This is a genomic window from Novosphingobium sp. GW821-FHT09E05 (genome assembly GCF_059416165.1).
Genome location: NZ_JBWKOQ010000003.1, coordinates 82,664 through 95,972 on the forward strand (window position 1 = coordinate 82,664; position 13,309 = coordinate 95,972).

Here is a 13,309-nt window from a genome sequence, read left to right on the forward strand (position 1 = left end):
GGCGCTCGTCGTGGACACGGGGGCAATCAGGCGATCGTCGGGATGATCCCGCCTTCGACGCGGATCGCGGCGCCGTTGGTGATGGCACCCAGCGGGCTTGCCAGGAGGGCGACCTGCGCGGCGATCTCCTCGGCTTCGATCAGGCGGCGGATCAGCGAAAGCGGGCGCAGCTTGGCGAAGAATTCCGCCTCGCGCTCCGCCTCCGGCGCGTTCTTGTTGTCGACCACCGAGCGGATGAATTCGACGATGCCTTCCGAACGCGTCGGGCCGGGCAGGACGGAGTTCACCGTCACGCCGGTGCCGCGCGTCTGTTCGGCAAGGCCGCGCGAGATGGCAAGTTGGGCGGTCTTGGTCATGCCGTAGTGGATCATCTCGCCGGGGATGACGAGTGCGCTCTCGCTGGCGATGAAGATGACCCGGCCCCAGTCCTTCGCCAGCATGCGGGGGAAGTAGTGGCGGGCAAGGCGCGCCCCGCTGACCACGTTGACCTCGAAGAACCGGTGCCAGTCCTCGTCGCTGATCTCGGTGAAGGGCTTGGCTTCGTAGATGCCGAGGTTGTTGACGAGGATGTCGATATCCGGGGCAGCGGCGATGAGCGTGGCGGCGCCCTCGGCCGTGGCGGGATCGGCGAGCACGGCGCGGACCTTGCCGAGAGCGCCTACCTTGGCGGCGGCTTCGTCGAGCTTGGCCTGGTTGCGGCCAGAGATGACGACCTCGACGCCTTCGGCGGCGAGGCGTTCGGCGATGGCGAGACCGATGCCGGCGGTCGAGCCGGTGACGAGCGCGGTCTTGCCGGAAAGCTTGAGATCCATGGTGACGGTTCCTTGATTGCGTTGAAACGGAATGTAGGCAGCATGGCTATTGATGAATACCCGGTCATCGATCACCTTAGAAGTGACTGGAAATCACAGGTGGCTCATGGATAACCGCTTCGGCGAAATGCAGATATTCCTTGCCGTCGCGCAGGGCGGGAGCTTCGCGGCGGCGGCCAAGGCCCTGCGGTTGACGCCCTCGGCCGTGAGCCGCGCCATTGCCAGGCTCGAGGCAAGGCTGGAAGCGCAGCTCGTTGCGCGCACGACCCGGGCCCTGACGCTGACTGCCGAAGGAGAGGTATACCGCGCGCGGGTGGCCGGCCTCGTCGCCGAGATCGACGAAGTGGAGCGCGGCTTCGGCAGGGCCGGCGAGGCACCGCGCGGGCCCTTGAGGATCAATGCCTCGGTGCCGTTCGGCACACAGTGCCTGCTACCGATTCTGCCGCGCTTCCAGGCGCTGTATCCGGAGGTGTCCGTCAACCTTGCGCTGTCGGACACGCTGGTCGATCTGGTCGAGGAACGGGCGGACATCGCCATCCGTATCGGCCCGCTGCGCGACACCGGGCTCAAGGCCAAGAAGCTGGGCCGCAGTGCCATGGCTGTCGTCGCCAGCCCTGCCTACCTGGCCGAGCGCGGCGAGCCTGTACATCCGCGGGAGCTTGCCGGCCATTCGTGCTTGCAGTTCAGCTTCCGCCGCTCGATCGACACGTGGCCGTTCCGGATCGGCGGCACCGTGGCGCAGCGCGCCGTGGGCGGCGCGTTCCTGGGCAATTCCGGCGAGGTGGTGCGGCTGATGGCGACGGCGGGGGGCGGTATCGCCCGGCTGGGCCGCTTCCATGTGGCCGCTGACATCGCATCGGGCCGGCTGACGGAAATCCTCCGCGATTTCAATCCCGGCGACTACGAGGACATCCATGCCCTCTACGTCGGCCACCAGCGGCTCGCCTCGCGCATCCGCGCATTTCTCGACTTTCTGGAAACACACCTGACGCTTGCAGATTAGGCGGCGATGAAGCAGGTTTCCGATATGTATTCCCTACATATATTAAATATTGTCTAAATCGTCTTCAGCAAATATAGAAAGTACAAATATCCGATCCCTCGGAGTCGCGAAATATATTTAACTGAACTTTGAGAATTTGGTTTTTCTAACCGATTTTCCATAGTTTTCAGTAACGCATCGCGCTTCGTGGAGGATTATGCAGGGACAGGTTGACAGGCAAGGTGTGGGGGCGGGCTTTTGTGGCCCTGCCAGGTCGCGGCCTCTGGGAGCGGAAGCGCGGCGTCTCATGGGACGTGGTTTGTCATCCGGCCCCTCGGATGGCGGCGGTGCCGTCGACGTGGGACAGGTGGACGAGCGCCAGCGCGTCCACGACACCAGGAAAGCGCCGTTCCGCATGATCTGCTCGATCGAGGTTGCGCAATCCTCGGGCGGTTTCCGGCCGATAGGCACGGGCTGGCTGGTAGGTCGTACCACCGTGGTCACTGCCGCCCACGTCCTGTGGTGGGATCGCAAGGTGAGCCGGGTCCGCATTCTTGCCGGACGGGATCATGACCTGCACGTCGGGCAGGCGCTGGAAAGCGCGCAGTTCGATTTTCATCCCGGATGGAACGGCAGCGCGACGGACCGGGTCGATCTCGACATCGCGGCCATCCGCCTGCCCGTCGCCCTCGGCGACCGGATCGGCTGGTTCGGGGTAGCGGCGATCGAGGATGCGCACCTCGGCGGCGGGCAGGTCAACATCGCGGGATATCCCGAGACGGTGAATGGCCGTAGCGCGGGATGCACCGAACTGTGGTGGCATGCGCATCGGATCGCGACGTTGCAGCCGAACCGCATCTTCTATTCGGCCGACACCTCGGGCGGGCAAAGCGGCGCGCCGGTGATGCTGTGGCCGGACCCGCTGTCCGCCCGAGCCGGGCCCACCGTCGTCGGCGTGCATTCGCGCGGATACGAACGCGGCGGAAACGAGAATTCCGCGACACGTATCAATGGCGAGAAGCTGGGGCTGCTGGGCGGATGGGTGGCGCGTCACAATGCCGAAATCTGATCGGATCGCAGCGCAGAATTGGGGATGGGGGAAGCATGGGGTACGGGACTGATCGATCATCAGGGCAGTACGGGGGCGGCTTCGCCGCAGCGGTCTGGCGGGCCCTGCTGGGACTGACCCTGGCAGTCACCGCGGGCGGCTGCGCGCAGCAGCGCATCCAGGTGAGCGGATGTTCGCCGCGGCTGCTTCCCGTCAAGCTCGACCGCGCCAGCGGGATCGAGGCGGCGGGGGTCTCCGACGGGAGCTATGGCGCCGCGATCGACGCGAATGCGCGCGGGAACGGGCAGCCGGAAGCGGCCGGGACCGTGATTGACCATCTCGTCCTCTCGGGCGGGGGCAAGTGGGGTTCGTTCGGTGCGGGCTTTCTCCATGCCCTGCCGGACAGGCCGGTCTACCGCGTCGTTACCGGCGTCAGCACCGGAGCGCTTCAGGCCAGCTTCGTCTTCGTCGGCGACCAGGAGGTTCCCGCCGGACGCGCGAGCATCTACACCGCCGCGAACGACCTGGCGCTGGAGGAAGGCGATGTCCGGCCCGGCGCCGGACGCCGCTTCATCGATGACCTGCCCCGGGCCTATACCGTCATGCGCTCGCAATCGGTGATCCTGCGGCGCGGCGGACTGGTCACGGCGGCGCGTAAGGGGGCCGCAGGTGACTTCGCGCCGCTGCGCCGCCGGCTGGAGTTGCTGCTCGACCCGGACATGATGGCCCGCATCGCGGCCGCCGGAGACGCATCACGCGGGCTTTACGTGGGGGTGATCGACGTCGATACCGGCGATGCCTATGCGGTCGACATGGTCGATCTCGCGCGGCAGGCGGGCGCGAGCGCCGAAAGCTTCCGGGCGGCCCAAGCATGCTACATCGACGTGCTGATCGCCAGTTCGTCGGAGCCGCTCGAGGCGGCGCCGGTGTTCTTCAACAATCCCCGGCTGCCGGCGCTCAACCCGCACATGTATATGGACGGCGGCGCCCGTTTCGGCGTGTTCCTGGAGGAAGTGCTCGACAGCGAGGGCAACCCGGCGCTTGCGCGCAGGCCGCGCATCGACACGACCGTGGTCGTCAACGGCGCAATGCGCGTGCCGACCTATACCGCGGATTCCCCGGCCCGATGGGGTGAGCGATGGGACCTGCTGCAACTGGCCGGCCGCAGCAAGGACATCCTGGTCGACCAGGTCTACCACTTCTCGGTCGACCGCGTGCTGCGTTACGGCAGCGAGCGGGGCGCGGTACGGCTGGCGACGGCGCGCGGCTACGAGGACCATCACTATCCGGGCGCGGACGGCCCGACATGCGCACAATGGCGCAGCACCGAAAAGGACATTCCCTTCCCGCCGACCTTCATGAAGTGCCTGATCGACTTCGGTCGCTGGAAGGCGGCGCAGCGCCCACCCTTCGACATCGTGAAAGACCCGCCGGGAGAAGCCGGCCCCGGAACCGGAGACAAGTGATGCCCGACAGGAAAGATGCCGACGAGCAGGACAGAATCACGCTGAATCTGGCGCGGTACGTCGTGTCCCCCGCCATCCTGCAGACGCTGCGAAATGCGGACGGCACGCCGAAGGCGGATACCGAGAAGGCGTCGACCATCGTCGAGCTGAACATCAATTATACCGGCGGCATAAAGGAGTATCCCGCCGGCATAAAGGAGGCCCGCGAGGTCGCCGCCGTCTGGCTGGGCGAGGAAGGCGTGGAAGCCGGAGACCTCGATGCAGACCGTAGCAGCTACAACATCTTCGCCCGCCTTACCGAGGAGCAACTCCACAGGATCGAGGCAAGGGTGCGCTCCACCCATCCCAGTCCGATCTTTCGCATCTGGCCGGACGAGGAACTCAAGCCGCTGATGAATCGCTCGGTGCGCACGATCAAGGGGGATGCCTGCTTCACGGTCTACAAGTCGTCGGGCGAAGAGATCGTATGGGCGGTCGCGGACAGCGGGGTGGACGCCGGCCATTTCCATTTCCAGCGGCATCGGACCACCGATCTGGAAGAAGGCCTGAAGCATCGCGATTTCACGGGCGCGGCGCTGGGCGAGGGCAAGGCGCTGCGGGACGCCTACGGACACGGCACCCACGTTGCCGGTATCATCGCGGGCGAGACCCGGCTGATCGAGGAAAGGCCTAAAAGCGGCACTAAAGCGGTGGTGCAGGTCGAGAAGCGCGATCAGGAAGTCCCGGCGGTCCGACTCGTCGCCAGGCGGATTTCGGACCGGGAAGTCCGCGCGGAAATCAAGGACCTGCCGGGTTCGCTCACGGGAGTGGCGCCGCTGGCTAAGATCATGAGCCTCAAGGTCCTGGACGACGAAGGCAATGGCCGGGCGAGCAACCTGATCGCGGCGCTGGAATATCTCGAGGAAGTCAACACGCACGGACGGTTGATCCGGGTGCATGGCGTCAATCTCTCGGTCGGCTACGCATTCGATGCGGAACTGTTCGCGGCGGGTCATTCGCCGCTTTGCACGGCGGTCAACCGGCTGGCCCGCAGCGGCGTGGTCGTGGTCGCGGCGGCCGGAAATGACGGCGCCGCGCTGCTGACGCCGGAGGGTAAGGCTTCAAGCAAGCGCATCGGCCTCGACCAGTCGATCAACGATCCCGGCAATGCGGAGATGGCGATCACCGTAGGCGCGACCCACGGCGAGGAGCCGCACCGCTACGGCGTCTCGTACTTCTCGTCGCGCGGACCGACGGCTGACGGACGCATGAAGCCCGATCTCGTGGCTCCTGGCGAGCAGATACTGTCATGCGTGCCAAGCGATTCGATAAAGGCCAGAGACCTGCTCGGCCGCCTTGATGGCCCTTGCGCATTGCCGGACGGGGCGGCGCTCTACCGGGAACTGAGCGGCACCAGCATGGCCGCGCCGCACGTCTCCGGCGCGATCGCGGCCCTGCTCTCGGTCCGGCGGGAGTTCCGCGGCGAGACGGAGAAGGTCAAGGAGATCTTCTTGAACAGCTGCACCGACCTGAAGCGCAAGGTGGACTTCCAGGGCGCCGGTCTCGTCGATCTGATGCGCGCCATGCAATCGATCTGAAGGAGCCGGATCATGCCCGACATCTGCGGACTGCCCTTTCGCATGCTGGCCTTCGACAAGGATGGCGACTGTCTCACCGCGGACGATCCGCTGTGCCCCGAGGACACGACTGACCTGCTGGTGCTCAGCCACGGCTGGAAGAACGACGAGCAGGATGCGCGGGCGCTGTACGCAGGCTTCGTATCGGGCATGCTGGAGGCGGCTGGGGGGGCGCCGGCGGGGCGGCGCTTCGCTGTCGTCGGCATATCCTGGCCCTCGTTCCGGTTCCGCTCCGACCTGACACTGCTGGTCGACGATTTCACCGAAGCGGACGGGGGCGGGGCATCCGATGCGGTCGGTGCCGCCGATCTCTCCGATGCGAAACTGGAGGCCTATGCGGCAGAGATCGCCGCCGACATGGGTATCGAGGATGTCGCCGTCTTTGCCCGGACGGCCAAGGCCGCGTCCCAGCGGGACGATGCCGCCGATGCACTTGCCGCCACGCTGCGCAGTGCCGTCCGGCCGGTGCGCGGCCGTCTCGCTGACAAGAAAGAGCACGCGCCGCTGTTCACCAAGACCGGGCGTCAACTTGTCGAGCGGTTGAAGCCGCCGCCGCCGCTTCCCTCTGCGTCGCCGCCGGGTGATATCGCCGACGGCGCTGCCGCGGGCTTTGGCAGCGTCGTCGGAGCGAAGTTCAAGCGATGGCTGACGGGTGGCAGCGCGGCCGTGGCCCGGATGCTCAACCAGTTCACCTATTACGAGATGAAGGCGCGCGCGGGCACCGTCGGTGCGGCGCTGGCGAAAATTCTCGATGCCCGCTGCCCGGCGGGCGCACGCATCCACATGGTCGGACACAGCTTCGGCGCGCGGCTGGTGACATCGGCGACCCATGCCCTCAAGGTTCGCAAGGTCGCCAGCCTGACGCTGCTGCAGGCCGCTTTTTCCCACAATGCCTTCAGCGCCGCCCGGCCGACGGGTGCCTTCCGCGGTGTGATCGCGCCCGGCAAGGTCGATGGTGCGATCATCGTCACGCATACCCACAACGACACGGCTGTGGGTTTCTTTTATGCCCTCGCGTCGCTGGCGTCGGGCGACGAGGCGAGCGACACCGCGTTGTCGCGGATCCTCGGCGGGCCGGGCGACAGCCATGGCGGGCTCGGCGCCAACGGAGCCCAGCGTCTGACGGTCAAGGAGGTGGTCCAGATCATCGGCGCCCCGAACGTGGCCCCCGATGCCAGGCCGGGCCGCGTCACCAACGTCCTGGCCGACAGCTTCATCACGCATCACAACGACGTCGGCGCGCCAAAAGTGGGACACATCCTATGGTCCGCCATCAGGTGACTTGAACCCCCGGTGGTGGAGATTTTCGATGTCCAGTTACTTCAAGCGCTATTACCTGGATGACGTGAAGCTCGCGCAGCGGGCCTTGCTGGAGTTCCATCGCAGCCTCCGCTCCGGCCGCATGATCGCCTTCACCGGCTCCGCCACGACACGGGGCAACGGCTATGGCACCTGGGATGAACTGGTCGAGACTTACGCGCGCATCGCCAGCAACCTCGTGGGGCGACAGGAGGCTCTGGGCGTGGAAAAGCTCATCGAGCCAGCCACGTTTGTACATGCCGACGCGATAACGCGCATCCTCGCGTATCGTGAACACAAGCACCGCTTCGACGTTCGGGTGGCGCTCGGCCTGATGGAAGAGGTCGTGCTCAGCCCCAAGGAGGGTCGGCGGCGTCCGCTTCCGGCCTGGGCGCATGGCGCTACCGACCCTTTCGAGCATGACGCGATTCGCCAGCCCATAGACATCCTGTCGGTCGAGGCGGCCCGCTATTTCCGCAAGCCTTGCCGCCGCGCGGAACTGGAGAAGGCGCTGGCCCAATTCAGGGCGGTGCCTCCTGTCAGTCCTTCGCCCGACATGGTGCAGGTAGAGCCCTCGCTCGACGTGGTGCAGGCGCTGCTGCGTTCGCTCGGCATCCGGCGCTTCGCCACGCTGAACTACGATCTGGAGATCGAACGTCAGGCGATGCTCGGCGGGAAGTCCGCAACGGGAGGGGCCGAGAGCGACCCGTTCACGACCTTGCGGAACCTGAGAGGCAAGGCGGGCGAGGAATCGTTCGACTGGCGGCTCGACAGTGGCCGCATCCGCCGCGTGCTGGCCAACGGCCAGGCGATCGAGAGCGACATCCTCAACCGCGAGCGGATCGACCGCATGCTGGAGTTCGGCATCGGCGCCGACGATGTCGACCATCACATCCTGCACCTGCATGGGCGGGCCTGCGATCCTTCGTCGATGATCCTCAGCTACCGGGACTACGACCGGCTCTATCGCAGCAATGACCTCTACAAGCTGCCTTTCGAGTTTGCCCAGCGCATCATGATCGGCGGCAATCCGGTGCTGTTCGTGGGCCTCGGCATGTCGGAGGGCGACGTGAACAAGGCGCTCGAGGATTTCGTGAGCAACAGTCCCTATCAGCGCATGGCGCCGACCTTCCTGTTCTGGAACCATCACAAGTCGCGTGCGAGCATGGACGAAAACGACTGGAGCGAGGTGGAAATGCTCCGCCTGGACCGCTTCCACAGGCTGGGCGTCCTGACCATCTTCGACGTCGATATCGACATCGAACAGGAAGGCATGTGCAAGGACAACGGTCTGATCGACCTTGCGCGGTTCCAGGATGACGAGAACGCGCGGTCGATAGCGGAGATTCACAACCTGCACTGGCTGGTGGAACACGCGGCTCCCTATTCGGCGCTGATCGCGAAACGCGAAAATTACGTCGACGCCGGGCGCTGGCGGACGATGAGCGCAAAGGTCACGCGCGCGAACGATCACCCGGTCATCCTGTGGGAGGTCGTCGGCGGCCGTTCGAGTTCGCGTTGCGAGCAGGAACTGGAAGAAGCGCTGGAGAGCTTGCGCACCAAGTCCCGGCTTATGCGCGGGCGGAGCCTGTGCATCATCGGATCGCAGGGGTGCGGGCAGGGCGCGCTGGCGCTGGCCATCGCGATGCAGGCGCCGCGCTTCGGCTTTACCTGCGACAACACCCTTCTCATCAACGGCGGCTTCAGCTTCGATACCGACAGCATGCTCGACGGCATCGTGCGCTTTCTCGACGCCCGTTCGGACCTCGGGCATTTCGAATGCGACGCTGCGGGCTGCTCCCGGCCCAAGAGCAGCCGCGGGACTTTTTTCCGCGAATACCGGGAGAGGTCCAAGAAGAAGCGACCGCCACTGCTGATCGTGGTCGCCGGCATGGCGCGCTTCTTCAGCATCAGGGGAGACATTCTGAGCGCGGAACTCGACGAACTGCTCAGCATGGCCGGCCAGAAATTCTTACCCAACGTTACCTGGGTGTTCCTCGGTTCCGAGCGCATCGCCCATTACATGGCCGAGAAGGGCATGCGGCTTGAACGTGCCGAGGAACTGGGCCTGGCCCCCCCTACCGCCGATCGGCCGCTGCCCTCGGACCGGCTGCATTCGATCCAAAAGGCGTTCGAAGGCGAACTGCGCGAGGCCATAGACAACCTCGATCCCGCCCGCACGCGGATGCTCGGCGATGCAATGGGGCGCTACCGCGCGATGTCGGCCAGCCGGCTCAGCGGCGACGGCATCGAGGTGTCGCGGGCGTTCTACGACCTCTACCTCGGCCACGCGTTCAACGAGGTGCTGCTCAAGGCTACGGGTGCGATAAATGGGGACCGCGTCGCCATGGGCCGCGAACTCCTGCGCGCGCTTGCGTTCATCGGACTGCCGACGGAACTCGGCGTTCTGGCGCACGTACCGCGGATCCGCGCGCTGCAGAGCACGGCTGGGGAAGGCCTCATGGAGCTGGCCCTGGAATACATGGTCAAGCTGTGTCTGGTCATCAAGATCCGCGGTTATGGCGACCATTCGAAGGACGGACTGGACCGGCCGCGCTATGCCTTGCCGCGATCCCTGCTCACCGAACTGCGCTATCGTTTCAGCGTACCGCTGTCGGAAGCCAAGCTGTCGACGTCGTTCAACATGTCGCTCTACGTCGCGCAGCCGGTGGACGGCTTCATTCCCGAGCCGGACATCCATGACGAACTGGGCGAGCTCATAGATCATCTGATCGGCGCCTATCGCGACGAGGCGAAGGGGTCAGGGATCGTCCCCGGGCTTCCCGAAGGGCAAGCCGCCCGGGAAGCATTGAAGGCCGTCGCCAGCACGGTATCGTTCCATGAGCGTCCGCTGTCTGGCCCGGACAAGCCCAGTGCGAAGGCGCTGGCCGAACGCCAGATGCGGCAGGCGCACGTCCTTTGCCACGCAAGCCATGCCGACCGACTGCGCGCTGCGCTGGCGCTGGTGCGGGGCTATTACACCACTACCGACCTGCTCACGCTCGATGTCGGCGATCGTTTGATCCGCGAGGACCGCGACGGTATCCTGCTCGAACATGCCGAGCGGCTGGATACTCTGATCGACGCTTACGGCAAGACCGCGCTGGCGCGCCAGGCCCTGCGCACCGAGTTGGCGAGACGGGGACTGGCCGACACTTACGGAGAAACCGAGGCGTTCTATCCCGACGAACTTGTCTGGCTGCACAACGAGCGCGGGGTGGTGCGCCTCGTCATGGGCGATCTGGTGGAGGCGGGAGCATCCTTCGACCGAGCCTTCGATATCAACCAGGGCCACGTTGAGAGGCGCGACCGCGTCCATAACTGGCGGCGAATCCGCCTGAACCAGTTGACGCTCGACATGGAGCGCGGCGAAATCGGTCTGGCCCTGCGCAGGATCGGGGAAATCCTGTCGGTGTCGAAAGGACTGGAGATCGATACCGGCAAGGGCCGGGACAGGGACATGCGTCTGCGCGAGGACCGGCTCGCCGTCGCGATAGCGCGCGGCTACCGCGGCCGCGCCTTTCACCTCCAGGGCAACGCGCGGAGCGCGGTGGTGGAGTACGATTTCGCCATCGCCGAACTCGCGCTCCTGGACGAGACGCGCGCGCAGGCTTATTTCCTGCGGATGCGCGCCGATCTGGGCGAGACCACGCGGGAGCAGGACATCCAGTCCGCGCTACACCTCGCCAATGCCACGCGGCAGATGGACATCGTCTATCGGCTGCGCATCATGTCCGCGCTCGACGACCTTCTCGGCCGCTCGAAGCGTGGAGGCGAGGCGGAGGACCGGTTGCGGGCGCAGCGCATACTCGACGAGGCGGTGCGCTATGCGCTGCAGACAGACATGCACCGTGTCCGGGTCGAGGCCGGCGCCGCCCTGGCGGACGCGAGGTTGCTTTCCGGCGATTACGAGGGCGCGCTGCGCAATATTTCCGATGGCCTGATGGTGGCGACCCGCTTCGGCATGGAGCTGAGCAAGATCCAGCTGCGGTCGGTAATGGCGCGGATCATGGTCAAGCGCGGCCATCCCATCACCGCGTCGAAGCTGGCGATGACCACCATCAAGATCGCCAGCCGCCGCAAGTTCCAGCTGGCTATCGAGCATGCCGAGGAAACGCTGCTGACCATCCCGAAGGTATCCGCGATCACGGACGTCATCGACGCATCCGCCAGACGGCAGCTTTAGTCAGGCGCTGAAAACCGCCTTGGGAATATGCGTAATCCGGCAGGCCAGGTCGGCTTCGCCCGAGGCGACGACGTAGTGGTCGCCGGCGTCGGCAATGCCCGTGGTGAACACCACGTCGCGCAGGTACATCAGGTCCTCGATCGGGCGCGTCAGGTCGGGGGAGGCTTCCAGCAGCGGCTCGTGCTGCGTGCGCAGGACCACGCTGGGGTCGTCCTTGTCGAGCAGCGACCAGTAGGTGCGATAGATGCCGACGATTTCCTTGGGCTCTACCCCGTGCCACAGCGTCAGCCATCCCGCGTCGGTCAGGATCGGCGGGGCACCGCCGCCGATCCGCGCGGTCGCGACCGTCGCGGCATGGGGGCGGATGCCCGGCTTGTGCCACGGCTTCCAGAACAGCGCGTCGGGCGAATGGGCGAGGTTGATGGAGGGCCCTGCGCGCCATTCGCTGCCGGGCGGGTAGGCGAAGTAGAGGTCGCCGAGCGGCCGGGTCTGCGCCCAGTACTCGCCGCCGACCAGCCCCTCGAAGATGAGCATGTCCTTGTTCTGGTGATCGAGCACGATCGCCTCGAACGTCCAGGCGAGCCCGTCCGGCGAACTGTAGAGGGTGGTCGAATGCCGTTCGGGACTGACCGAGCAGGTGGTCATCAGATAACGGCCTTTCACATGGCTGATCCTCGCGTCCTCGACCCCGTAGCACTGGAAATCGTGGGTGGGGGCAACCGCGCGGTCGTAGTGGAACGCGAGCACCTCCAGCCCGTCCGGCGAAAGTTCCACCGGCAGCAGCCAAGACAGCGATGTGAGGGCCATGACCTTCCACTCGCCCCCGTGGAGCATGAACTTGCGCGGGTCGGCAGTGTCCGCATACTCCAAAGGCCAAGCATCGAGCAGGTAGCGGCCGTTGTCCCAGCGGATCGCATGGACGTGGCCGCCCCGGATCGGATGCCGCAGTGCCTCCGCCACGCGCACCATCGCCAGCAGGTTACCGCTCGCCAGCCGCGTCAGGCCCGGATTGAACGCGCCCAGCACATAAGTCTCGGCATCGAGGTGCCCGGCCAGCGGCGAGCGGGCGAGATCGATGTCGCCGGGGGTGATGACCAGCCGGTCGACGGGGAATTTCATTCGCCGTCCTGCGCGCGCGGGACGATGGTGAGCTGCTGGACCACCGCACGGCGCGGCTGGGTCAGCAGGTACTGGACGCCGACCGCGATGTCCTCGGCGCGCAGCATGGTTTCGGCGCGGATCATCTCGCGCTGCTTTTCGGCGGGAATGTCGGGATACTGGAAGTCGGCGCCGGTCTTGCCGGGCTCCACCAGCGCGACCTTGATGCCGCGGGGCCCGAGTTCGCGGCGCAGCGCCTCGGCGAACCCGGCGATCCCCGCCTTCATGCCCGCGTAGACCGTCGAGCCGGGGCCGAGGACATGCGCGCTCATCGACCCGATCAGGACGATGTCGCCCTTGTCGCCGAGCACTTTCTCGGCGGCATGGGCGCTCATCACGTATGCCGTGAAATCGGTGGCGAGCGCATAGCGGACCTCCTGCGCACTCATGTCCGAGAGCGCGCGGGCCGGTACGGCGGCGTTGACGACGACGATGTCGGGCGAGGGCAGGCAGGCCTGCGAGGCGGCGAAGAAGCGCTCGACCCCGCCGGGTTCGGCAAGGTCTAGCGCGATGCCGTCGCCTTCGCCGACTTCGCGAATGCGGGCGAGGGCGTCTTCCAGATGTTCGGGCGTGCGTCCGCAGATGAAGACCTTCACGCCCTCGCTGGCCAGCAGCACGGCGATGGCGCGGCCGATCCCGGTGGTGCCGCCGGAGATGATCGCCTGCCTGCCTTTGAGCGTCGGCTGCTCGGTATGCGCGTCTGCCAGATCGGTCATGCTGTCTCCCGGGGAACTCGCGGAGC

9 protein-coding genes are annotated in these 13,309 nt (G+C 66.1%); 6 read left to right on the plus strand and 3 right to left on the minus strand.

What is annotated here, in order from left to right; all coding sequences use genetic code 11:
* Positions 1-26 precede the first annotated feature (26 nt).
* Positions 27-812, minus strand: coding sequence for an SDR family NAD(P)-dependent oxidoreductase (locus AC07M9_RS14865; RefSeq protein ID WP_494884634.1), 786 nt, complete (start codon positions 810-812; stop codon positions 27-29).
* A gap of 106 nt (positions 813-918) precedes the next feature.
* On the opposite strand from AC07M9_RS14865, the gene AC07M9_RS14870 reads away from it, so the two are divergent.
* The 6 genes from AC07M9_RS14870 (at position 919) to AC07M9_RS14895 (ending at position 11,409) form a co-directional block, all read left to right on the plus strand.
* Entirely contained in the window at positions 919-1,815 is an 897-nt protein-coding gene (locus AC07M9_RS14870) for a LysR family transcriptional regulator (protein ID WP_494884635.1), read from the plus strand.
* A gap of 298 nt (positions 1,816-2,113) precedes the next feature.
* On the plus strand, positions 2,114-2,863 hold the full coding sequence (locus tag AC07M9_RS14875) for a trypsin-like serine peptidase (protein WP_494884636.1): 750 nt from the start codon (positions 2,114-2,116) through the stop codon (positions 2,861-2,863).
* A 35-nt stretch (positions 2,864-2,898) separates the two neighbouring features.
* Positions 2,899-4,308: a patatin-like phospholipase family protein gene (locus tag AC07M9_RS14880; RefSeq protein ID WP_494884637.1), complete on the plus strand. Its 1,410-nt coding sequence runs from the start codon at positions 2,899-2,901 to the stop codon at positions 4,306-4,308.
* On the plus strand, positions 4,308-5,885 hold the full coding sequence (locus AC07M9_RS14885; RefSeq protein ID WP_494885045.1) for a S8 family peptidase: 1,578 nt from the start codon (positions 4,308-4,310) through the stop codon (positions 5,883-5,885). The genes AC07M9_RS14880 and AC07M9_RS14885 overlap by 1 nt, the downstream gene beginning before the upstream one ends.
* Positions 5,886-5,897: 12 nt before the next feature.
* Positions 5,898-7,205, plus strand: coding sequence for a hypothetical protein (locus AC07M9_RS14890; RefSeq protein WP_494884638.1), 1,308 nt, complete (start codon positions 5,898-5,900; stop codon positions 7,203-7,205).
* Complete coding sequence (locus tag AC07M9_RS14895) at positions 7,096-11,409, plus strand: SIR2 family protein (protein WP_494884640.1); 4,314 nt, start codon at positions 7,096-7,098, stop codon at positions 11,407-11,409. Before AC07M9_RS14890 ends, AC07M9_RS14895 begins: the two co-directional genes overlap by 110 nt.
* On the opposite strand, the gene AC07M9_RS14900 is transcribed toward AC07M9_RS14895, so the two are convergent.
* The gene (locus AC07M9_RS14900; protein ID WP_494884642.1) at positions 11,410-12,528 is read right to left on the minus strand and encodes a glycoside hydrolase family 130 protein; all 1,119 of its coding nucleotides are present in this window, start codon (positions 12,526-12,528) and stop codon (positions 11,410-11,412) included.
* Positions 12,525-13,283, minus strand: coding sequence for an SDR family oxidoreductase (locus AC07M9_RS14905; protein ID WP_494884644.1), 759 nt, complete (start codon positions 13,281-13,283; stop codon positions 12,525-12,527). The genes AC07M9_RS14900 and AC07M9_RS14905 overlap by 4 nt, the downstream gene beginning before the upstream one ends.
* Positions 13,284-13,309 lie beyond the last annotated feature (26 nt).